This window comes from Paenibacillus sp. CF384 (assembly GCF_900106745.1).
Taxonomy (GTDB): Bacteria; Bacillota; Bacilli; order Paenibacillales; family Paenibacillaceae; genus Paenibacillus_Z.
Window position 1 is genome coordinate 128,009 of record NZ_FNNV01000012.1, and the last position, 21,498, is coordinate 149,506.

At 52.8% G+C, this 21,498-nt stretch carries 19 protein-coding genes; 7 read left to right on the plus strand and 12 right to left on the minus strand.

What is annotated here, in order from left to right; all coding sequences use genetic code 11:
* Window positions 1-30: 30 nt before the first annotated feature.
* Entirely contained in the window at window positions 31-1,329 is a 1,299-nt protein-coding gene (locus tag BLW29_RS19430) for an NCS2 family permease (protein ID WP_090982643.1), read from the minus strand.
* A gap of 210 nt (window positions 1,330-1,539) precedes the next feature.
* Between BLW29_RS19430 and BLW29_RS19435 the strand changes: the two genes are divergently transcribed.
* Together BLW29_RS19435 and BLW29_RS19440 are read left to right on the plus strand one after the other, a co-directional pair.
* The gene (locus BLW29_RS19435; RefSeq protein WP_090982645.1) at window positions 1,540-3,171 is read left to right on the plus strand and encodes an SWIM zinc finger family protein; all 1,632 of its coding nucleotides are present in this window, start codon (window positions 1,540-1,542) and stop codon (window positions 3,169-3,171) included.
* Window positions 3,168-6,188, plus strand: coding sequence for a DEAD/DEAH box helicase (locus tag BLW29_RS19440; protein WP_090982647.1), 3,021 nt, complete (start codon window positions 3,168-3,170; stop codon window positions 6,186-6,188). Before BLW29_RS19435 ends, BLW29_RS19440 begins: the two co-directional genes overlap by 4 nt.
* Window positions 6,189-6,667: 479 nt before the next feature.
* Here BLW29_RS19440 and BLW29_RS19445 read toward each other — a convergent pair whose 3' ends face one another.
* The 5 genes from BLW29_RS19445 to BLW29_RS19465 form a co-directional block, all read right to left on the minus strand.
* Window positions 6,668-7,159 (minus strand): hypothetical protein, encoded by a 492-nt coding sequence (locus tag BLW29_RS19445; RefSeq protein ID WP_090982649.1) that lies wholly within the window; start codon window positions 7,157-7,159, stop codon window positions 6,668-6,670.
* A gap of 93 nt (window positions 7,160-7,252) precedes the next feature.
* Window positions 7,253-7,924 (minus strand): carboxylesterase family protein, encoded by a 672-nt coding sequence (locus BLW29_RS19450; protein ID WP_090982651.1) that lies wholly within the window; start codon window positions 7,922-7,924, stop codon window positions 7,253-7,255.
* Window positions 7,925-8,071: 147 nt separating this feature from the next.
* The gene (locus BLW29_RS19455; protein ID WP_090982654.1) at window positions 8,072-8,938 is read right to left on the minus strand and encodes a metallophosphoesterase family protein; all 867 of its coding nucleotides are present in this window, start codon (window positions 8,936-8,938) and stop codon (window positions 8,072-8,074) included.
* 31 nt (window positions 8,939-8,969) lie between these two features.
* Window positions 8,970-9,293 (minus strand): DMT family transporter, encoded by a 324-nt coding sequence (locus tag BLW29_RS19460; protein WP_371264750.1) that lies wholly within the window; start codon window positions 9,291-9,293, stop codon window positions 8,970-8,972.
* Window positions 9,294-9,310: 17 nt separating this feature from the next.
* Window positions 9,311-10,093, minus strand: a complete 783-nt coding sequence (locus tag BLW29_RS19465; RefSeq protein ID WP_090982658.1) for an HAD family hydrolase — start codon at window positions 10,091-10,093, stop codon at window positions 9,311-9,313.
* Between the two features lie 221 nt (window positions 10,094-10,314).
* Here BLW29_RS19465 and BLW29_RS19470 point away from each other — a divergent pair, with 221 nt between their 5' ends.
* The gene (locus BLW29_RS19470; protein ID WP_090982660.1) at window positions 10,315-10,872 is read left to right on the plus strand and encodes a GbsR/MarR family transcriptional regulator; all 558 of its coding nucleotides are present in this window, start codon (window positions 10,315-10,317) and stop codon (window positions 10,870-10,872) included.
* A gap of 74 nt (window positions 10,873-10,946) precedes the next feature.
* Here BLW29_RS19470 and BLW29_RS19475 read toward each other — a convergent pair whose 3' ends face one another.
* Window positions 10,947-11,753: a polysaccharide deacetylase family protein gene (locus BLW29_RS19475; protein WP_177186712.1), complete on the minus strand. Its 807-nt coding sequence runs from the start codon at window positions 11,751-11,753 to the stop codon at window positions 10,947-10,949.
* Window positions 11,754-11,915: 162 nt separating this feature from the next.
* Here BLW29_RS19475 and modA point away from each other — a divergent pair, with 162 nt between their 5' ends.
* Both modA and modB read left to right on the plus strand, forming a co-directional pair.
* Window positions 11,916-12,695 carry a molybdate ABC transporter substrate-binding protein gene (gene modA, locus BLW29_RS19480; protein ID WP_090982663.1) on the plus strand — a complete coding sequence of 260 codons (780 nt, stop codon included), beginning with the start codon at window positions 11,916-11,918 and terminating at the stop codon, window positions 12,693-12,695.
* A 16-nt stretch (window positions 12,696-12,711) separates the two neighbouring features.
* Complete coding sequence (gene modB / locus BLW29_RS19485; RefSeq protein WP_090982665.1) at window positions 12,712-13,380, plus strand: molybdate ABC transporter permease subunit; 669 nt, start codon at window positions 12,712-12,714, stop codon at window positions 13,378-13,380.
* A gap of 111 nt (window positions 13,381-13,491) precedes the next feature.
* Here modB and BLW29_RS19490 read toward each other — a convergent pair whose 3' ends face one another.
* On the minus strand, window positions 13,492-14,460 hold the full coding sequence (locus BLW29_RS19490) for a helix-turn-helix transcriptional regulator (RefSeq protein WP_090982668.1): 969 nt from the start codon (window positions 14,458-14,460) through the stop codon (window positions 13,492-13,494).
* Window positions 14,461-14,578: 118 nt separating this feature from the next.
* Between BLW29_RS19490 and BLW29_RS19495 the strand changes: the two genes are divergently transcribed.
* Window positions 14,579-15,844 carry an MDR family MFS transporter gene (locus BLW29_RS19495; RefSeq protein WP_090982669.1) on the plus strand — a complete coding sequence of 422 codons (1,266 nt, stop codon included), beginning with the start codon at window positions 14,579-14,581 and terminating at the stop codon, window positions 15,842-15,844.
* Between the two features lie 88 nt (window positions 15,845-15,932).
* Here BLW29_RS19495 and BLW29_RS19500 read toward each other — a convergent pair whose 3' ends face one another.
* From BLW29_RS19500 to BLW29_RS19515, 4 genes are read right to left on the minus strand one after another with little or no spacing between them, the layout of a single operon-like run.
* Complete coding sequence (locus BLW29_RS19500; RefSeq protein ID WP_090982671.1) at window positions 15,933-16,622, minus strand: hypothetical protein; 690 nt, start codon at window positions 16,620-16,622, stop codon at window positions 15,933-15,935.
* A 1-nt stretch (window position 16,623) separates the two neighbouring features.
* On the minus strand, window positions 16,624-18,606 hold the full coding sequence (locus BLW29_RS19505) for a DUF8034 domain-containing protein (protein ID WP_090982673.1): 1,983 nt from the start codon (window positions 18,604-18,606) through the stop codon (window positions 16,624-16,626).
* A complete protein-coding gene (locus BLW29_RS19510; protein WP_090982675.1) occupies window positions 18,599-19,348 on the minus strand; it encodes an RraA family protein in 750 nt (249 codons plus the stop codon). The genes BLW29_RS19505 and BLW29_RS19510 overlap by 8 nt, the downstream gene beginning before the upstream one ends.
* Before the next feature lie 51 nt (window positions 19,349-19,399).
* Entirely contained in the window at window positions 19,400-20,305 is a 906-nt protein-coding gene (locus BLW29_RS19515) for an aldo/keto reductase (RefSeq protein ID WP_090982677.1), read from the minus strand.
* A 139-nt stretch (window positions 20,306-20,444) separates the two neighbouring features.
* On the opposite strand from BLW29_RS19515, the gene BLW29_RS19520 reads away from it, so the two are divergent.
* Window positions 20,445-21,293 (plus strand): helix-turn-helix transcriptional regulator, encoded by an 849-nt coding sequence (locus BLW29_RS19520; protein WP_177186713.1) that lies wholly within the window; start codon window positions 20,445-20,447, stop codon window positions 21,291-21,293.
* The last annotated feature ends 205 nt before the right edge of the window (window positions 21,294-21,498 follow it).

A 21,498-nucleotide genomic window follows, 5' to 3' on the forward strand; every position in this document is an offset into this window, starting at 1 on the left:
AGAAAGTTTCACTCATACTTTTCAAACTTTTTAATGATTGAAGAATGTGAGCTGGATGAAGAATAACACAGCGAACAAATAGAAGATCGGGTGGACGTCTTTGCTTTTGCCGCGTACGAGCTTCAGAACTGGATAGACGATAAAGCCGACACCGATGCCTGTCGCTATGCTATATGTTAGCGGCATAAGGACGACGATGAGGAAGGCAGGAAATGCTTCTTCGATGTCATGCCATTCGATTTTGCGCAGCACATTCAGCATCAAGAAACCGACGATAATAAGGGCAGGCGCTGTAATCGCCGGAATGCCGGCCAGTACGGACACAACAGGTGAGAAGAATAAGGTTACCGCAAGCAGGATACTCACGACTACAGCGGTAAGCCCTGTTCTGCCGCCGATCGCAACGCCTGCACTGGATTCGATATAAGCGGAAGTCGGACTTGTTCCTAGCAGCGCACCGATCGTTGTACCTGCAGCATCAGCCAGCAGCGCTCCTTGCGAACGCGGGAATTTATTGTCTTGCAGCAGATTGGCCTGCTCGGCCACCCCCAGCATCGTACCCGTTGTATCAAATAACGTGATCAGCAGGAAGGTGAAAATCACCGAATAGAGCCCTTTCGTAAACACGCTGCCTATATCCAATTGGAAGGCCGTTGCAGACAGTCCGCTTGGCATCGCAACAATCGCATCGGGGAAGTGCATTTGTCCGCTTATCAACGCAATGATCGCTGTAATAATCATGCCTATAAATAGGAAACCTCGCGCACCGTAAGCCATTAGAATAAGTGAAATAACAAGACCCACTATAGTAAGCAGCGTCATCGGAGCAGAGAGATCGCCCAGTGTCAGCAGCGTTGCCGGGGAGTCGACGATAATCTTCGCATTTTGCAAGCCTATGAAGGTAATGAACAACCCGATCCCTGCTGTGATGGCATGCTTCAGACTGGTAGGAATCGCATCGAGCAGGGCGTAGCGGAACGAAGTGAGAGACAGCAGCACGAACAGAATTCCCGCAACAAACACAGCTCCAAGCGCCACCTGCCAAGATATCCCGCTTCCACCTACGACACTGAAGGCAAAATAGGCGTTTAACCCCATCCCGGGCGCAATCACGATCGGATAGTTTGCGAATAACCCCATAATTAGCGTGGCGACTATACTGGCCAGCACCGTTGCGATGAATACGCCGTGGAAATCCATGCCCGCTTCGCTCAGAATACCCGGGTTTACGATGACGATATAAACCATGGTTAGAAACGTCGTAATCCCTGCCATCACTTCCGTTGACACCGTAGTACCACGTTCTTGCAGCTTAAATAGGTTGTCCATGTCTTGCAGCGCCTCCTGTAAACCTTGTTGACCTAGCTTCCCCCAAATCAAAAAAACCTAACCTGCAAGCATAGGGAAGGTCATAGACACACGTACCCAATGGGCTGCTAATGAAATGTACAGGAATATTGTCTCTGTTCGCCTTTGTGTGAATCGAAACCTGATATAATAGAATGCAGTTTAAGAATTCATTTGCAGGAGACGCCAATTATGACGATATCACTCCCTTTTTCCATCAGTGACGCCGAGTGGACTGAACTTGTCTTGCAGGTGGGCAAGCACTTCGACGACCTTACAATTAAAAGAGGCTTTCAATACTATAAGCAAGACCGGGTCCATACGGTTATGATGCTTGAACCTACAACAGTGGAAGCTGCCGTAGATGGCTCAGAGATGTACGACGTAAGTTTGTATCTGGATGATTTTCTAGAAAGTATGTGCACTTGTCCTGTCAAAACGAAAGGCTGCAAGCATATTATCGCAGTCTTGCTCTATTACGCCGCCTCGCAAGGGCGTTCCGTGCATGCTATTGTAAATGCTCGCTCCGCGGCAGGAGCCAATGCAAATACCGCGGCTAAAGGCGCTATTGGGACCGGAAAGGCTCAACTTGTTCGTCCCGCAGCATTTAGTGCCGATGAGCTCGCAGCACTGAGCATTGCCGAGTGGCATGCGAGGTTTAGCAAATCATTAGGCCCACTCAATCACAGTCCTCGCTTCTTGCAGGAAGCGAAGGAAATGCTCGCGGGCATCCACAGCATGAAGCCGCCTCTCACACTGGTGCCGGAGCAGCTCTTTAATCTGCATGCTTACTTGTTCGTGCTGGAGAAGCTGGTGAAGCCCGCCCAAGAGGACTGGCGCCATTCCGGCCATTTCATGGGGTATCATACCCAGCTTGCGATGGATGAACTGCTCGAAGCCGCGCTTCGCTGTTTGACCGAGCCGCTGCCTATTGGTTCGGAGTCTGACTATTGGCCGCGCGTGAAGGAAACGCTGGCTTATTTGCGAGCGCATATGCTGAGGGAAGATCGCAGCTTGAACTGTTTTGCCAAGCTGTATCAGCTGTTCTGGATGAAGTGGGTCCGGCCAAACTTGGATGATGAGGGGCTGGTGCAAGAGGAATTACGCGAGCTGCAGCAGGCCGAGGACGTACATGGGCAGCATCTGTCCCGTGTGCCTTGGATGCTGGCGCAATGCTTGCTGTTCTTCGAACTTCACCAAGACGAGGATGCTTGGGCGCTGCTGCAAGCAGAAGGTAAACGAGCCTCTCTGCAGCCGAGCCAAGTAGACCCTTTATTAGAAGCGCTCGTGCAGGCCGAGGCATGGCCGAGACTCGTGAACTGGCTGGAGCAGGTAGGTCCAATGCTAAGCCGTTATCGAAGCGATGACTTCAATGCCTATGGCGGCTATTGGGAGACTGCGCTCACGCATGTTCATGATGCGGAGCCGCGGATGTGGGCGACACTCGGCGCCATGCTCCCCTATTCCCGAAGTCTCTACGAAGAAGCGCTGCTGTCCTACGGCAGATGGCAGCAGTGGATGGATTATCAAATCAGCTCAGGCCGTGAGCCTCTTGAGTTCAAGGTTGGCGTGTTCAAGCCAATCGAGAAAGAAGCGCCGGAGCTGCTGCTTCCTTTCTACCATCAAGCCGTTGAGCGCTACGTGCTGCTGAAGAATAGAGACAGCTATAAAGCTGCCGTGAAGCTGTTGAAACGTCTTAACAAGCTGTACAAGAAAACCAAACAGGATGAGCGCTGGGAAGTCTTCATCAGCGGCTTTGTTGCACGCCATAGCCGCCTTCGCGCTTTGCAAGAAGAGCTTCGGAAAGGAGGATTGCTGTCATGAGCACGTACACGGAGACGATTTCGATTCAAGTCAGCCTGACTTCGCATGGCGACGCACTCATTCACGGTACGATACCGGGCCTCCTCGTAACCGGCGTGTACGTGAAGCATCGGCTGTTCGCATGGCATGAGCCGTCCTTCTACGGAACGGAGCTGGAGATCGAGAAGGTCCAGGACATGGAGCTTGTTGTACTCCCTTCGGAGCATGTCATCCCTTTCTTCGGCGAGCGCCGGCTGCTTGAGCATATGGAGTGGAATTGGGAACATGATGCCGAGACGCTGACAGTGCTGGCCCCTGTTCTCGCCGCGTGCCTGGCGGAGCGGAAATATGTGCCGAGCTTCGCGGCTTTCCGGAGCGGCAAGCTGCAGTGGGTCTGGGACGAGGCGCAGTTGGAAGCCGAGGAGCTGCGGTTGCTTCGGCAGTATGGATTACAGGCCGAAGCCGGTGAAGATGAAGGTGAAGAAGGCGGGGATGATGCTTTCTTCGCCGGTTTGCGAGCCGCGTTCTCAGCGGCCGTCTTCTCGCGCTATTACGGGGCAGAAGAGACATCGGCGGATTTGCGCCGCGACTACCCGCTGCTCTTCGCGAAGGATCGCGCATCGGCCGTTGCCGGCATGGATGCACAAGCCTGGCTAGTCGCTGCCGGCTGGAAGGCCGATACGTCGCCGTTCCGGCCCTTGCTTCAGCTGCTTGAGCCGTCGGATGAAGGCCAGGATGAGTGGCAGCTTGCGCTCGTACTGCAAGATAAGCGCGAGCCCTCGCTGCTCGTTCCGCTGCGGCTGACGAGGGATGGCTCGGCGCTAGGCTCGTGGCCGGCTTCGTGGACGCCGCATGTGCGCGAGCGTTCAGCCGCTTGGCTGACGCATCTGCAGGCAAGCTTGCCTGCAGAACGGCTTGACGGCGGCGACGACGACGTCTTGAACTGCCCGCTGACCGATGCGGATGCCTGGCAGTTCTTGACCGAGGGCAGCCAGCGGCTGCTCGCAGCGGGGTGGCAAGTGCTGCTTCCCGCGTGGTGGGAAGCAGCCAGCCGCAAGAAGCCGCGGCTGCGGGCGAAGGTTCGCCCGGGCGCAGGCGGCGATCGCACAAGCGCAGGCGGTTCACTGTTCGGTCTTGATTCGCTCGTGGATTTCGACTGGCGCATCGCGATCGGGGATACCGATCTGACCGAGGCTGAATTCGCGGAGCTTGTTGCCCGCGGCGAACGTCTCGTTCGTTTCCGGGGCCGCTGGGTGCCGCTGGATCCGGTGCTGCTCGCTCAAATTCGCAAAGCGATGGCAAGCGTGGATCGCAGCAGCGGCTTGTCTTTTCAAGATATTATGCAGCTGCATTTGCTCGGGAACGGTGCGGAAGGTACGGGTGACGGTGCAGCAGATAGCGGCGGCGCTGGCGGCGGCGAGGCAGATTCGGGCCGCGTTCAGCTTGAAGTGGAGCTTAACGAGCATCTGACGAAGCTCATGGCACAGCTGACGCAGCAGACGGAATGGCCTTCGGTCCCTATTCCCGTAGGCTTGCAGGCGGAACTGCGCAGCTATCAGCGGGACGGCTTTGCGTGGCTCGCCTTCCTGCGCCGCTTCGGGCTTGGTGCTTGTCTCGCCGACGACATGGGGCTTGGCAAAACCGTTCAGTTTATCACCTATCTCCTCCACGTGAAGGAGATGGCTGATCTTAACGGCGGCGTTGAAACGGTACCGTCTCTGCTGATTTGTCCCACCTCCGTGCTCGGCAATTGGCAGAAGGAACTCAAGCGTTTCGCTCCTTCGCTTCGCATCATGCTTCATTATGGAAGCAGGCGCCAGAGCGGCGAAGCTTTCCTCGCAGAGGTAAAGGAAGCGGATCTTGTGCTCACATCGTTTGCTACCGCTGCGCTGGATCAGGATACCATCAGCAGCTTTACCTGGTCTTCTGTCTGTCTGGATGAGGCGCAGAACATTAAGAATGCCGGGACCAAACAATCTGTTGCCGTTCGTAGCTTCCCGGCTAGGCACCGTATCGCGCTGACCGGTACGCCGATTGAGAATCGACTGTCCGAGCTATGGTCGATCTATGATTTTATTAATCCGGGGTATCTTGGCAGCTCTCGCGCCTTCAATGAGCAGTTCAGCCAAGCCATCGAGAAGGCGCGCGATGAAGAACGTACGCAGGATTTGCAGAAGCTCGTGAAGCCGTTCATGCTTCGACGGAAGAAGAAGGATCCCGCGATTCAGCTCGATCTGCCGGATAAGAATGAGATGAAAACCTACATTAACCTCACTGCTGAACAAGGCGCGCTCTACGATCAGACGGTTAATCAGCTGATGGAGAAGATGCAGTCGCTGGAAGGCATTGAGCGCAAAGGGGCCATTCTCGCTGCACTCACTCAGCTCAAGCAGCTTTGTGATCATCCGATGCTGCTCACGAAGGAACCGATTCCGGAGCCGGATGAGGAAGGGTTGCTTGCAACAGAGCCATTGATTGGCCGGTCTGCTAAGCTGGAGCGGCTGCTCGCGATGGTGAGAGAATTGCGCGAGGAAGGCGAGCGCTGTTTGATTTTCACGCAGTACATTGGGATGGGGCAAATGCTGCAGCGCGTGCTGGGGCAGGAATTGCAGGAGCCGGTGCTCTATCTGCACGGCGGAACGTCCAAGACGGGCCGCGACCGGATGATCGAGCAGTTCCAGTCACAGTCGCTCCCGGCAGCCGAACAGCCGAACGTGTTTGTGTTGTCCATTAAGGCCGGCGGTGTTGGACTGAATTTGACGGCGGCGAACCATGTCTTCCACTTCGACAGGTGGTGGAACCCGGCTGTCGAGAACCAAGCCACCGACCGGGCTTACCGGATGGGCCAGACGCGCGATGTGCAGGTGCATAAGTTCATCTCGCTCGGCACGCTGGAGGAACGGATTGACGAAATGCTGGAGAGCAAGCAGCAGCTGAGCGACAACGTCATCACTAGCTCCGAAGGCTGGATCACCGAACTGTCAACCGAAGCGCTGAAGGACATGTTCACTCTGCGCCGCGATTGGATGGTAGGATAAACAAAGCTTCCTCAGAAGTGCCGCAGCAGGCGGCTTTTGAGGAAGCTTTTTTTTGTGGCACGACTGTGCCGCTTCTGCGCGCTGCAGATGCCTCGTTCGCCGCTCCTGCAAACCAAGCAGCTTGTTCCTGAACCGTCCACTTGTTGTCATTTTACGATTCGAAAATTCTAACGAACCGTAGAGGTCTTATTTAAGGAAAATCAGCACCTGAATTTTTCTAACGAACCGTACAGGTCTTATTCGGTGAATTCAAACAATATAAGGCTATAAATTCAATAATAAGACCTGTAGAATCCGTTAGATTTTCAAAAGCACTCTTTTCCCCAAAATAAGCCCTCAGTGGTTCGTTAGCGTGTAAGTCTGCTGAGAAACTGTTGAGATGGTCTCGACAATCGAGCGAGGATAGCGGACACCCCCAGTTGAAGGGAATTGGAGTCAACAACAAGGCGACCCATCATAGGTCGCCTCTCTATTCCGATCTATTTTACCTCAACCGCAAAATAAAACTCTGCCTGCCCCTGGTCCAAAAACCACTCGCAGTGGATGTGGTACAAGTAAACACCTTTCTCGGCGGGGACGTAATAAGGATCGTCACTGCCACCGGCAGCTTTGCTTGTGTTGGTCAAGGAAAACTCTTTAATTCTCGGTGGCGGGACTTGCTCAATCAGAGAACCGCCTTTCACGACAACAGGTTCGATTTCCGGAATGGACGCATCTACACTTGTGCAGGTCGCTGAATCGCCTACGGATGGACCGCACCACGAGTACGCACTCAACTTCACAGGGATCGCTTCCCCAACGATAATAATCTTCGGTAATGGAGGTTTTTCCGCCTTGACCCATCTTGAAGCAATTGCTTCTTGGACAGCCCCTTCCCCTGCCTTGTTCTGATGCGAGCCGACAAAGAAACCTCCATAGAATGCACCTGCGAGCGCGAACAGCGCAATCAGTATAATCGTAGTTCTTCTCAACGCAAGCCCCCCTTTTCACCTCAACAGACGGCCGCCTTACACAGAAGGTTGCACGCACACGGACAGCTCCGCTTCATGCAAAAAACCCAGCCACTAACCGGCTGGGTTCTCTCTCCGTTCATGCTGCAAAAACCACTGGTACAACTCCGTATTTCGGTACGTTTCATTCATGATGGGATGCTTCAGCCCCGGGTAGCTCGTGAAGGCGATATTGCCGCCGATCGCTTGGAGCGCCTGCACCATATCGCGCGAACCGCTCACTGGCACAACATCGTCATCTTCGCCGTGGAACGCCCAGATCGGGACGTCCTTCAGCAAGGCCGCTGCCTCGGGCTGGTACCAGCCGGAGAGCGGAGCCACCGCCGCGAACCGCTCCGGATAACGAGCCGCCAGATCCCAAGCCCCGTTGCCGCCCATACTAAACCCGGTTAAATAAATACGCCGCTCATCGATTCGGCAGGTCGCAACGAGATGATCGATCATCGCCATCACGCCATCACGCTCGATCGGCCAGAACGAATGTGTCCCGCACTGCGGAGCCGCGACGACGAATTTGAAAATACCGCGGCTCTCCGCAATCGCCGGCAGTCCGTATCCGTCAAGCGCGCTCAGATCGTCGCCCCGACGATTAATGCCGTGAAGAAACACGATCAGCGGCCAGTCCTTCTCTTCATGCTCGTCATAAGCCGATGGCAGAAACAGCTGATAGCCAATCGAGATCGGCTTCCTGATTTCGGTCTGCAAGCTATGCTTATACAATGCCATTCACAGCGTCCTCCCGCCAATTAACTTGGTAAAATAATACATCCACAAAGTCCGAATGACAACAATAAAATAGGACACCCCTAGGTCAATGACATGAAGTTAAGTCTTAACTCCATGACTTTGACCCGCAAAGGTGCCCTACTGCATCTAAAATGAGACCGGATATTTCACTTGAAATTGCGCGCCTTCTACCCATTCGCCTCGCTCGAAGTCCCTGCCTATCACAAGTACACGGTCGGGATACACTTCTACATAATAGCCTTGACTGCCGTCCTTATGCTCATCCTCATCCGTCCATAGGTATGCCGTCGAAGCGGCATTAAACATCGCGGGCAGCTGCCCGCCTCCGTCAAAGAAATTATGCGGTGCATCCAGCTCCCAGTGCGTATGACCGGTAAACATGATCGCTTGGCGATGTTTGGCCAGAACCGCTTTGAGCTCCTCGTCCTGCGTAACGCCGTACCAGTTCTGCGCCTCAAGCGAGCCTGCTACCGTATCTTTCAACGGCTGATGCAAGAATACAAACACCGGCTTATCGGGCGAGGCCTCTTCCCCAAGCTTCGCATCCAGCCAAGCAAGCTGCGTCTCCGACAAGGTGCAGTACAGACCGATCCCCTCCTCCGTTCCGAGGAAGATGAAATGATATCCATCAATCCAGTGGTCATGGTACATACCGGTCATGCCCGTTTGCGCTAAGAATAGCTCCATATGGTGCCGCCATTCATCACCAATATCATGATTGCCGCTTGTCACATAGAGCTTCGGCAGCGCCTCACTGCTCGCATTCCATATCCGATGAAATTCCTCATATTCCTCGATAATCCCGTTATCCGTCAAATCCCCCGCATGCATGATACCGCAGCTTCCTTCTCCATTCGCCGCAATATCAGCTAATGCCCACTCCAAATTGCGATTATGCTCATGCGCCGGATCATTGGTAATATGCGTATCCGTTATGACTTGGAAGGAGAGTAAAGGCCGCTCCGACTGCTCTTGGTTTATTGTCGTTTCCATTGATTTCAAATATCCCCTTTGAATTTCGGTTTCAATGTCCTTTGCTGCTCACTTGCAATCCGATTACGCCAACAAGGATCAAACCAATCCATAAGAAGGAGATCGGAGGCAGTTTTTCATCGAAAATAAAATACCCGGCAATCGTAATCAGCACGATTCCGACACCTGACCAAATCGCATAGACAATGCTAACCTGCAAATAACCAAGCGCGTAATTAATTAATGTGAAGCTTGCTGCATAGCAGACAAACATGATAATGGAAGGAATCAGCTTCGTGAAGCTTGCGGACAATTTCATGGAAATTGTACCGGTTAGCTCGAAAGCGATAGCTATCGCTAATAAAATCCAACCCACGGTGCTCTCACCTTTCATCATAGCTGCTTACGCAGTTCTAATTCAGACATCGAGACGATAACGGCATCCGCATCGGACAGCTTCGCCCTAGCGCCATCGCTAGCGTCAGACGCAATACCGATGGCAACGGCCGCTCCCGCAAACTTAGCCATCTTCATATCGCCATTGGTATCCCCAATGACAGCCACCCGCGAAGGAGAAAGCGACAGTCTTGAGCAGGCCAGCTCCACCATATCCGGGAACGGTTTACCCCGCTCCACCTGATCCGTACCGATACAGGCTGCAAAATAAGACGTAAGCCCCAGCCACTCCAATTGCTTGACGGCTGCGTCTGTCTCGTCCGCAGTTACGACAGCAAGTATAAGCCCGTTCTCGCGGCATTGCTCCAAGAATGGAATAACGCCGGGAAGCGCTTTGGCTGCTCGCGCTGCATGAAGCTGCGCATCCGCATATTGCCGGCATTGCTGCACGGCAAGCTTCGCCTCGGCCCATGACATACCGGCGAGATATCCTTGCCAGGCGAGCACGGCAATCAGATCATCGATCGTGCCCATCGCAAGAGGACCATTACGATCGTAGTCGATAATCTCCCCGTTCGAGGCATGACGAGTCCCCCACAAGGTTGCCATATCGAGCTGCATCGGCGGCAGCTGCTTGGCCTCGAGCTGGTTAGCGAATGCTTCCAGCATATGCTCGCTCCATCGTCCCCAAGTGAAAATAAAATCGATCAACGTGCCGTCTTTATCAAATAAAATAGCATCAATCGGATAACGGTTACCTGCTGCTGTCAATTGATTCAAGTCGTCGCCCCCTCTACACCACTATACTCATATCATACGCCTTCATCAATCCTAATTTGTTCAATAAATATTTAATTTTCATCTAATAATAGCTTTATTACGTGATAAATGATTTAAATTCAATAATTTTTGAACGAAATAAACATGGTTATTTCGTTTCCCCCATCGGTTTGGTATAATTTTTCGGAACCCTTGTACATTCGTAGGCGGAGGCGGAGAACGTGAAGAAAGTCACTTCGGGGAAACTGAAAGAACCGGTGTCGCCGCGCGAGCAGTTTCGCATGAAGGTCATCGATGCCATTGCCAAAACAATGGACTTGTACGGCGTTAATTATTCCTTCGGCCAGCTCTACGGCATTATGCTCTTCGAGGATCGGCCCATGACCCAAGAAGAGATGCAAGCCAGCATGAACATGAGCAAGAGCAATATGAGCTACGCCGTCCGCGCATTAATCGATTCCAAAATGATGGTCAAGCTCGAAGAGAAGGCTGACCGCAAAGAGCTCTATGAAGTCGAGACGGATTTCTTCAAAGCGTTCCAGCAATTCTTCGCAGCGAAGCTGCAGCGGGAAATTGATGTCATGCGCAGCGCCATTGACGAAGTGTTCCCTTCCTTATCGGAGATGATCCTCGAGCTGGATACCTCGGAGGAAGAGCGGATGTTATGTCTCAAGGACCTCCATAAATTAAAACATGCCGTACGTTACTATGAATGGCTGCAGCAATTCGTCCATCAGCTCGAGAACGGACAGTTCTTTCAGGGATACACAACCGAATAACACGCATATGCAAAAGAACCCTCAACCCACTGCTGCAGTGACGTTGAAGGTTCTTTTTTCATCCATACGAACGATTAGCTTTCACGATCCGGCTCCATCTTCTGCTCAAACGCAGGCAGCTCCATCTCGCCGGAGATGAACAAGCGCTTTAGAAGATAGGGATCCTGCAACGAGGTTGTCATGCCGTCATCGAACGTAAATGCATAATCATACCCGCTGTCCTTTACGATCTTCATGGTCTCAAAGCTGCGCAGTCCATACGGATAAGCGATGACGCGAACCGGTTTGGACAGATGTTTCTCAAGCGCGGCCTTGGAACCGGCAATTTCATCGACCTGGCCCTTCGCCGTGTGGAGGGGCAGATACGGATGCGTCCGCGTGTGCGACATCAGATCCCAGCCGCCCCTGCCAAGTTGATCAACTTCGCTCCAATTCATATAGTCCGGCCCGCCAACCCAGTTGGTCACCAGAAACTCCACAGCTGCATACCCGTACTTGTTCAAGATCGGATAGGCATTCGTATAGTTGTCCTTATACCCGTCATCGAACGTAATCAGCACATTGCGTCCATCGTTCGGTATTTTTCCTTTCATTAATAGCTCAAACTGATTCAGATTAATGCTCCGATAACCTTGTTCGTGCAGCCAAAGCATCTGTTCCTCGAGGTGAGCCGGACTGACCACATACTCCCCTGATTTCTTATCCGTGATCGAATGATAGCAGAGCACCGGAATCTGAACCTCCGACTCCCTGCCCGAGGCGAATACAACCACCGCTTTCTTGTAGGTAAGCAGCTGATTCACGCCAATAGTGAAGGATAGAATTGCAAAGATAAAACCAATGCACAGAATAAGAAGCTTGCGCTTGTAACGTCTATTCACTAGGATCTTCTCCCGATTATGCAGATTAGCTTTCATTCTATTTATAACTAAACCATACTAAATAGATATAAATATAAAATAGACATTCAAATCAGTAGTCTACTATGTTACGATATATCACATAGATAATTTCATAGACGATGAAATGGAGTGTTATTACTTATGTTGAAACGCACGTCGAAAATAATGCTGAGCATCGCCCTACCGGTAGCTCTTCTTGCTGCAACGGCACAACCTGCAATCGCTGCTTCGAAGAAAACAGAGCTGCTTGTTTCGGCTGCCGCAAGCTTGAAGGACAGCCTCGCTGAAATCGAGAAAGGCTATGAAGCCAGCCATCCTACGATTGACTTGGTGTTTAACCTTGGTTCATCCGGTACCTTGCAGAAGCAAATCGAGCAAGGCGCGCCAGCTGACTTGTTCCTCTCCGCAGGTCAGAAGCAAATGGATGCACTGACGGATGCGAAGCTGATTGAACGCAGCTCCCTGCTGCTAAAGAATGAGCTTGTCATGGTAGTGCCAACCACTAGCAAGAAAGCTTTCAACACGGTTAAGCAATTGGCGGATAAAGATGTGAAAACCATTGCCATCGGTCAACCGGAATCCGTTCCGGCCGGTCAATATGCGAAAGACACATTAACTACCCGCAAAGTATGGGATTCCGTAGAGTCTAAACTTGTCTACGCTAAAGATGTTCGTCAAGTGCTAACTTACGTTGAAACCGGGAATGTAGATGCAGGTTTCGTCTACAAGACCGATGCGCTCACTTCCAAGAAAGTAAAAGTGGCTCTTCGTATTATTCCGGGCGTTCATAAGCCGATTCTTTATCCGGCCGGTATCGTGAAGGACACGAAACATTTGAAAGAAGCTGCGGATTTCTATTCGTATTTACAAGGCAGCAAGGCTGATGCTATATTCGTCAAATACGGTTTTATGCTGCCATAAGACAGGATGATGAACAATGGATTGGCCAACTTTTCTTGAACCCATATCGCTTTCCATCCAAGTATCGCTGATCGCCAGCGTCATCATGCTGGTGTTATCCGTCTTCATTGCTTGGCGGATGGCCCGCATGCGATTCTTCGGCAAAAGCATCGTCGATGCGATTCTGATGCTGCCGCTTGTGCTGCCGCCAACGGTCATCGGGTTCATCCTGCTCGTAGTCTTCGGACGGCGCAGCTGGCCCGGCAAGCTGTATGAGAAGCTGTTCGGCGGACCGATCATCTTTACTTGGGAAGCTGCCGTCATCGCTGCTGTAGTCGTCGCGTTTCCGCTAGCTTATCGTACAATGAAAGCCGGCTTTGAGGGAATAGACCGCTCACTGGAAAATTCGGCAAGGGTGTACGGAGCTTCGGAATGGCAGGTTTTTCGCTACATTACGCTTCCCCTTGCTTTTCGCTCCGTGACGACAGGCTATATTCTAGGCTTCGCACGCGGGCTCGGCGAATTCGGAGCAACGCTCATGATTGCCGGGAATATTCCGGGCCGAACGCAGACGATTCCTACCGCCATCTATGTTGCGATGGACGGAGGCAGCATGCGGATGGCATGGGCGTGGGCCGGATCCATGGTGGCGCTCTCCTTTATCATGCTCCTGATCGTCAATCGAATAACCAAAGAAGATCACTAATTGAAGAATCCCCTTTGCCTCGCATGCTGCGTGGTGAAGGGGATTTTCCGCATAAGAGCCCCTCGGCGCGCACATCGAAATGAAGTGCTCGCCGAGGGGCTCTATTTATCATTACATATCGAGCAGAATTCGTCCGCTCTCCCGTAAATCATAACCGCGAATGCTCCGCAGCTCGCTTTGATAAGCGTCGGATTGCAGAATCTGCACGACGGCTTCAATCCACCGCAGATTATCCGGTCGCTTCAGCATGACCAGATCGTAACGCTCCTGAATGAGCGGCACGAATTCAACGCCTCCGACGATGCTTGCTGCCTGCTCGATCCCAACGCCAACATCGGCTTCACCCGAAGCGATTTTGCCGGCGATAGCTAGATGGCTATGTTCTTCATCCCGGTAACCCTTCAGCTGCTGCGCCGAAATCTGATGCAGCCTCAGCTGTTCATCGAGCAGCACGCGCGCACCCGAGCCTTGCTCGCGGTTCACGATTCTTAGCCCCGGCTGGCTCAAATCCGCCCATGTCTGCACCTGCTTCGGATTCCCTTCTTTGACATAGAAGCCAGCCGAGCGCGCGAGCAGATGAACGACAATCACCGGCTTGCCGACAAGCAGTTTCCGAATATAGGGCAAATTATAAGTGCCTGTATCTCCGTCGAGCAAATGGGTGCTTACGATGTCGGATTCGCCCTTGTACATGGAGATCAAACTGTCCATGCTGCCGACGAATGCACGCAGCGGCCGATAGCCTGGCAATTGCTTCTCCATATGCTTGCTCAGCATGTCGAGGCTAATATCATGTCCGGTGATGACAAGCGAGCGTTCTGAAGCTATGCTTGGCGGCGGTGTATACGGAATAGTCGAGGACGGTGACATAATTGCCTGCTGCGCGGCTCCTTGACCGGAGGCTCCAGTTCCTTGGGCCCGATGCTTGTACACGTCAAGAGCGGAAGCATCCACGCGGATCTGCTTCCCGACCCGGTAAGATGGGAGCTCGCCTTTCTTGATTAGATCATACACGGTGAGCTTGGATATTTTGAGCAGCTTGGCTATTTCTTCGGTCGTATAAGACGTATCGCTGGACATAGACACCTCTTCGTCATTTGTGCTGTTCGTTCAATTATGACAGCCATTTCTTGTTGTTTCAATATGAATAGAAGGTGTATGATGGTTAAACACTTAGAACCAGAGGGATTTGCACACCATGAAAATCAGAGATTGGGATTCAAATTTAAAAATCCGCCTTGGCGGGGAAGCAGCTTTTAACGTTATTTTCTGGACCTTCTTTCCATTCCTCTCCATCTATTTCACCCGTGAGTTCGGCAAAGGCTGGACCGGTATCCTCCTCGTATTGTCTCAACTGTTATCCGTATTTGCGAACTTGCTCGGTGGTTACTGCGCGGACCGATTCGGACGCAAGCGCATGATGGTGTTTGCGGCATATGGACAAGCCGTCGGATATGGACTGTTCGCCGCTGCCGCATCTCCATGGCTGTCCATGCCGGTTCTCGGTTTCGCCGGCTTCACCATGGCGAGCTTCTTCGGTGCCTTGTACTGGCCTGCCAGCCAAGCAATGGTCGCCGATGTGGTCGAGGAGAAAGACCAGGCGAGCGTCTTCGCCATCTTCTATACTGCGGCCAACGTAGCCGTTGTTGTCGGACCGCTGCTCGGGTCGCTGTTATACGAGGATAATCCCTATTCGGTATTGCTGGGAGCCGCCATTATCTGTATGCTGCTCGCGCTCTTCATGAACTATCGTCTGCAAGAGACGCTTCCGGAGAAACTCACCGAACGCAAACGCTCGAACGCCGGCGATCCTTGGTACCGCGCAGTCGCTGTACAACTGCGGGACTACAAGGTTATCGCGTCGGACCGCGTCTTTCTGCTCTTCACCATAGCCGGCGTTCTGCTCTCGCAAACGTTCATGCAGCTCGACCTCTTGTTCCCGGTCTTCTTGAAGGAAACCGTTCAGCAGGCCACGATCTTCTCGTTCAAGGACTGGCATCTGGAAGTCACCGGACAACAGCTGTTCGGCCTGATTGTATCGGAGAACGGACTGCTCGTCGCCCTCTTCACCGTCCTTGTCACCAAGTGGATCGTCGGCTTCCGCGATCGGTACATCTTCATCGGAGGCGCCTTACTCTATGCCGTAGGCATTCAGATGTTCGGCCTCATGTCCACCTTCTGGGGCTTCGCGCTCGCGATTGCCATCTTCACCTTGGCCGAGCTGATGTCCGCCGGACCGCAGCAGGCTTTCATCGCAAGGCTCGCGCCGGAGGATATGCGCGGACAATATTTTGCCGCAGCCAGCTTACGCTATACGCTCGGACGGACACTCTCGCCGCTTACCATCCCGCTAACCAGCTGGATTGGCTTCACATGGACGTTCACGCTGCTGGCCGTGCTCGCCGCGCTCTCTGCGGTCATTTACAACAGCATGTTCAACTTATTCGATAAACAGTCGGCTTAAACAAACGAAAAAACCTTACCCTGCCTTGGTGGCTCGCAACGTTCGCGGCATCTCCAAGCTTGGTAAGGTTTTTCTTATGGAGCGAGTACTATTCCTCTCTGCCCATGTAGAACAGCTCTTCCATCACGCACCACAGCCGCTCCGCTTCCGGTTTATCCGTCCACGGCTCGAAATGCGGCTCCATCGCCACGCCCCAATCCGGCGGCGTTTCTTTCGTTGACAGCAGCCCCTTTCGAGGTGCCTCCACTATGGCAGGGAGCTCCTGATAAGAGAAGATATATTCGCCCAGACTGCCGATTATATAATACTTATTAAACAGTCTCGGCTTCTCTTCTTGCAGCTGATAATGCAAGAACACATAGCTGGCGTACTGATTCGGCTTCAGCCTCGACAGACTGCCGACCCGCTGCGTCGGCCGGTAATCCGGATGCCGCCAAGGTACGTCAGACTGCGGAAGGTCATCGTGAAAAATATCGTTCATCCGCAGTTCGTACGTACCCTTGGCACCGTCGATACTCGGCCAAGTTTCCAGCAGCGACAACAGTTTCTCGTCCGCAGCCCATAAGCGAGCCCGCTCGATAGCAGCGCTACCCAGCAGCTGCTCCAAATACGTGAAGAGGTACCGCCCTTCGCGAAATACGCTGCATGTTTCCACGCCACACTGCTTCAGCCGCGCCTTTAATGAAGCATCCGCGCCAGCCAGCTCGGTCAGGAACGCCTCCTCCATACCCGGCTTAATGGCAGAAATCCAGATGATCCGTTCGATGTCATTAGACATGTTATTCACTCCAAGGCTCCTGATAGGATGGATCGTTTGCGAACCGGACCATGCCGAGTTCAAGCGTCGTATGGCTGCCTGGCTCAATGGTCACTTGCAGCCACTTATCGTTTACCTCTGCGGTAGCTGTTGTCGATTGTGGATTGAACAAACCGCTCGGCAGCTTCTCCATCGTCGTGGACGCGCTAAGCTGGCTGCCATCGTTCACAGCAGCACCAAACACCGTATACACCACATCCGTAAATTGATGTTCGCCGAATGCACCCGCTTGCAGGATAACGGTGCGTGATTCCGTAGGGTGAAGATTGACCAGCTTCACCGTCGTCCGATCCGCTTCCAGCTTCTCAACCAGTGCCGCAACGTCGGCAGGCAATCCCGGCCGCTTCGCATCGGCATCGTAGTAACGAAGTCGCGCCTGCAGCAAGCCGCCGTTATAGAGCGGAGACGGCGCACCGAGTGTTAGCTGCAGCAACCCTTCCAGCGTTACCGTATTGCGAATTTGCAAGTAATCGTCGCGATAGCCTGCAGGATCTTCCGTGTCCGTCCGCATGAAGCTCAGACGCTGATAGATCTGGGTCAAATTATAGTTCAAGATCTCTTCCGGATAGCTCGGATATTCCCCTTCTAGATAGGAAACCCAGCAATAATCGTGTCCGGCTTGGTCCTTGTTCCGGAAATAACGGATTTGATTGTAGTCCGGCTTCGCATAATTGCGTAGCGATTTCAGAAGCGTATGGTCGGCTTCCTCCATCGACATGTACCAGAGATGTGTCGGATAGAACGGCTCGATGGTCGTGAACTCGAAAGCGTGATCCTTCCATGTCACCGTCTTCCCATCGTCATCGAGAATAATATTCGAGGTCGTATACTGATACCAACCCGGATCGCCGAATTTATTAGGCAGATAGCGGGTGCCATCTTCCCCAACGATCGCCTTGTCGTTCATGATGGTCAGCTGTGAGCGCAGAAACTCCATGTATGCCGGATCACGTTCGAGCAGCAGGGCATTTTGCACAGCTACGCCAACGCCTTGACCAATGCTTACCCAGCCATGCGGCCAAGTCCAGCCATACCAGCCGCCGTACCATTTGCCGCCGTTATGCTCCCCGATGATTCCGTTCAAGCCGACATTATCCGGAATCAGGCCGCCGTTCTGTTTGGCCCTGTCGATCCAAGCATCCACGTACTCCTTCACCCACGTTTTATACTTGGGATCGCCCGTGTGCAGATAAGCATTCGTCACCATACTGGTGGCGAGCAAATTCAGCGGAATATCGCCGCGAGAGGCACGTTCGACAATCGCCTTGCCCATCGCCAGCGCGCCCTCGTCATGCTTCAAATCATCCAACGTTGTCACGCCCGGCACATCCTGAAAATGCAGCCCGTAATGCCTCATCCAATCGATATAATACCAGCCGCTGAAATGAGTCGTGAAATTGCGGTCCGTCGCCCCTTTACTGCCGGAATGCGGATAAGGAATGATGCGGTGCTCCGGGTCATAGTTGATCGCTTCCGGGTCTTCGTTTAAGAATAGTCCGGCAAAACGCTTCGCACGCTCTTTGATAACGGGATCATTCGGGTCCATTAACCCCATGTGGTAAAACATCGTATACCCTTCGCCTTGGTGGAACCAGTCGTAGCCCTGCTCATATTCCTTCTCGACCATTTTGTGGCCGGTGCCGGAATCGTAACGCGCGAATTGCGTCGTAATCGCGTCGAATTCCTTCTTGGACAACGTCTTAAACTTCTCATGACCGCCCAAGATATAGAACAACGGCCAATTGAAAAAGCTCTCATACATGTCATCCAGCGCGTCAATGCCGGTATGGGTATCCGTGGTAGGCCACAGAATCGTGCCGTCAGGGCGGATATAGCGTTCGATAAGCGGCTCAACTGCATCATTCATCAGATTGATGAGCTGCCGTTCAAGCAACGCCCACTTCGGCGGCTCGTAGAAAGCAAGATTAGCATGCAGTTTAAGCATAGCCATTCTCCTTCTTCCAGTTCTCGAATTCGATCTTCGCTTCTGCGTTTGGCGGGTAATGAGTATGCAGTGACGCACCTTCGTCCAGCTTCATCTTAATCCAGCGTTCCTCCAGCTCGTCATGCGCTCTGGCAATCTTCACGATATCCTCCACGCATTGCGGCGGAATCGCTACAGCGCCATCACGGTCGACCAGGATAATATCGCCCGGCACGACTGACACTCCGCCGCAGCGAATCGGTTCATTAAAACCAACGGACATTAACGACCGCGGAATGGCGCCGCCGTGAACGCCTCTGGCCAACACCGGGAAATTCACGGCTTTTACCCGCTGCAAATCACGAATGCAACCATCGACGATAATGGCTTGACCACCCAGGTAACGCAGACGACGCGTAAAAATATCCCCGACAACGCCGGTTTCCATATGACTGCCGGTATCGATCACGAGCACATCGTTCGGCGTAATGGACTCCAGCGCAACCCGGTGCGGCGACTCCGGAAGGGTATCGTACTGCTGTTTCACGAGATCCTCGCGCAGTGGAACGAAACGCAAGGTTACCGCGCGGCCTACCGCGCTTTCCTGACCTTCGGGAAAGCTTAATGGCATAATGCCTTGCATATATGCGTTGCGGTATCCCATCTCAACAAGGGTATGGGAAGCCGTGCTGACACTGACAAGCTTCAATTCCTCCAGCAATTCGTCGCTGATCGTATGGGTGTTTTTCACAATATAGGTCATGGTCGTATACGCTCCTTTAGATGGTTAATTAGTGTGTGATTATTAATGGGATTAGACAAATAAAGACGGGCTGTCGGCGAACAAACTCATCACTCGGCTGTGATCCTCGGGCGCCAAGCCTTGGCCGTCGCAATAGGAGATGTTGGCGCGCAATGAACGGCTTGAAGCAGTGCCGGTCAGCGTGACATGAATATCAGGATTCTGCAAACTGAACCGCATCCCCGGTTCAACCAACCCTTTGGGCTCCGTGCGCCGTAGGAATGCTAAACTCTCCATGCGTCTGGCTGCTTCGCTGGTCAGTTCTTCATTCAGGAACTTCGCAGGCGCATCCGCGAGAAGCCCCATGCCGAGAACGCTGCCGTTAATAACTGCAATGTTCTTCTCCTTGGCGAGCGGAATGATCTCCTTGGCAGCCGAATAATCGAGCAGCATATAGCGTGCGTAGAACTGAATGGAGTCGAATGCGTCGGTCTCCATATACCGCTTCAGCAAATCCAAATTGCGTGTTGTCACGCCGAGGAAACGAATCTTGCCCTGCTCCCGCAGCTTCAGCATCGCCGGAATCGCTTCGTTGATAATGACGTCATACGGTTTCTTCTCCACATCATGGAGCTGAAGCAGATCGATATAATCCGTCTGTAAGCGCTGTAGACTTTCTTCAACGGACTTCATGATGCCCTCGTAATCGTAATCCTTATCGAAACGCGCCGCTTTCGTGGCGAGGACAATCTTCTCGCGTCTTCCGCCGACGAGCGCCCGGCCGAAGCGTTCTTCGGATAAACCGCTTCCGTACAAGGGAGCCGTATCGATGAAATTAATGCCCAGATCCAGCGACTCGTGAATGACGCGCTCGATTTCCGCTTCATTGACATCCTTGAAGTCGCCGCCGATTGGTGCCCCTCCAAGGCCAAGTTTGGATACCTTCAGTCCCGTTCGTCCAAATGTCGTATACTCCATGCCTCAGCGTCCTTTCACTTAAGAAGTATGATGATTTTGTTATTTCTTCTTTCATAACCTCAATATATACTATTACTATTAGCAATCGGATGCCTGTTTTTTGCGTTTTGTATACCAACTTTTTGCGGAGCTGATGAAGATGTACGATGCCCACTTTTTAGCCAAACCTGATTTCAACCGTTTCCCTGCTTATCCGATCGGTGTCGGTCATATCTTCGATGAGCCGAACCACCTTGTTAACGGCATGCGCTATGGGCAGAATTTCTATAATATTCACTTTGTTGTACGTGGCAGCGGGTGGCTCCGAACTGGTGTCGGATCCGTTGAACTGAAGTCCGGCATGGGCTTCGTCTATGCGGAGGATCAGTATCAGCATTTCGGAACCTACGCAGATGACCCTTGGGAAGTGTGGTGGATTTACTTGAGCGGGGAAGGGATCCGGGATTTGATTGGCGATAAGCGGATTGGAGATGTCTGGGCTTTCTCGTTCGAAGGCAATACGCGGCTGATTGCGCTGATGGAAGAACTATGGGATGCGGCAAGCAAGAACGATATGGCCTATGTGCCACGGTATGCCGCCTTAACGTATGAGATCCTGCTCGAAATTCTGCTCCATTCCGCTGACTTGAACGCGCCAAGCGAGCCCGGCTTGGTGCATGCCATCAGACGCGCCGCCGAATTCATGCGCATGAACTGCGCCAAGGATTTGCCCTTGCAGAAGCTGGCCGATCAATGCGGAATAAGCCCGGCTTATTTCAGCCGGACTTTCCATACGCAGATGGGGATGCCCCCGCTAACCTATCTCAATATGCTGCGCATTGAGCTATCGAAGCAGATGTTGATTACGACGTCCAAACCCGTGAAGCAAATCGCCCTTGAGGCGGGCTTCTCGAAGCCGAGCTACTATATCGAGCGCTTCCGCCTCGCCGAAGGCGTGACGCCCTCTGTGTTCCGCGACCGGTACATGCGGCCGGAGGCGCTGCCTTAGTTTAGAGGAGAGACGCGCCGCGCGAGCAATACTGCGACGCTTCCCGTGGATGTGTAGCTCTCAGTGCTACACATGTGCTAGTTAGCGGGGACTTCGGTGGATGTGTGGTTCTCAGAGCAACACATGGGCTAGTTGGAGGGGACTTCGGTGGATGTGTAGCTCTCAGTGCTACACATGTGCTTGTTGGCGGGGACTTCAGTGGATG

What these genes read in the sequence shown, in the direction of transcription:
- BLW29_RS19430 (WP_090982643.1), bottom strand. Translation starts at nt 1,329, where the DNA reads ATGGACAACCTATTTAAGCTGCAAGAACGTGGTACTACGGTGTCAACG.
- BLW29_RS19435 (WP_090982645.1), top strand. Translation starts at nt 1,540, where the DNA reads ATGACGATATCACTCCCTTTTTCCATCAGTGACGCCGAGTGGACTGAA.
- BLW29_RS19440 (WP_090982647.1), top strand. Translation starts at nt 3,168, where the DNA reads ATGAGCACGTACACGGAGACGATTTCGATTCAAGTCAGCCTGACTTCG.
- BLW29_RS19450 (WP_090982651.1), bottom strand. Translation starts at nt 7,924, where the DNA reads ATGGCATTGTATAAGCATAGCTTGCAGACCGAAATCAGGAAGCCGATC.
- BLW29_RS19455 (WP_090982654.1), bottom strand. Translation starts at nt 8,938, where the DNA reads ATGGAAACGACAATAAACCAAGAGCAGTCGGAGCGGCCTTTACTCTCC.
- modA (WP_090982663.1), top strand. Translation starts at nt 11,916, where the DNA reads ATGTTGAAACGCACGTCGAAAATAATGCTGAGCATCGCCCTACCGGTA.
- modB (WP_090982665.1), top strand. Translation starts at nt 12,712, where the DNA reads ATGGATTGGCCAACTTTTCTTGAACCCATATCGCTTTCCATCCAAGTA.
- BLW29_RS19490 (WP_090982668.1), bottom strand. Translation starts at nt 14,460, where the DNA reads ATGTCCAGCGATACGTCTTATACGACCGAAGAAATAGCCAAGCTGCTC.
- BLW29_RS19495 (WP_090982669.1), top strand. Translation starts at nt 14,579, where the DNA reads ATGAAAATCAGAGATTGGGATTCAAATTTAAAAATCCGCCTTGGCGGG.
- BLW29_RS19500 (WP_090982671.1), bottom strand. Translation starts at nt 16,622, where the DNA reads ATGTCTAATGACATCGAACGGATCATCTGGATTTCTGCCATTAAGCCG.
- BLW29_RS19505 (WP_090982673.1), bottom strand. Translation starts at nt 18,606, where the DNA reads ATGCTTAAACTGCATGCTAATCTTGCTTTCTACGAGCCGCCGAAGTGG.
- BLW29_RS19510 (WP_090982675.1), bottom strand. Translation starts at nt 19,348, where the DNA reads ATGACCTATATTGTGAAAAACACCCATACGATCAGCGACGAATTGCTG.
- BLW29_RS19515 (WP_090982677.1), bottom strand. Translation starts at nt 20,305, where the DNA reads ATGGAGTATACGACATTTGGACGAACGGGACTGAAGGTATCCAAACTT.
- BLW29_RS19520 (WP_177186713.1), top strand. Translation starts at nt 20,445, where the DNA reads ATGTACGATGCCCACTTTTTAGCCAAACCTGATTTCAACCGTTTCCCT.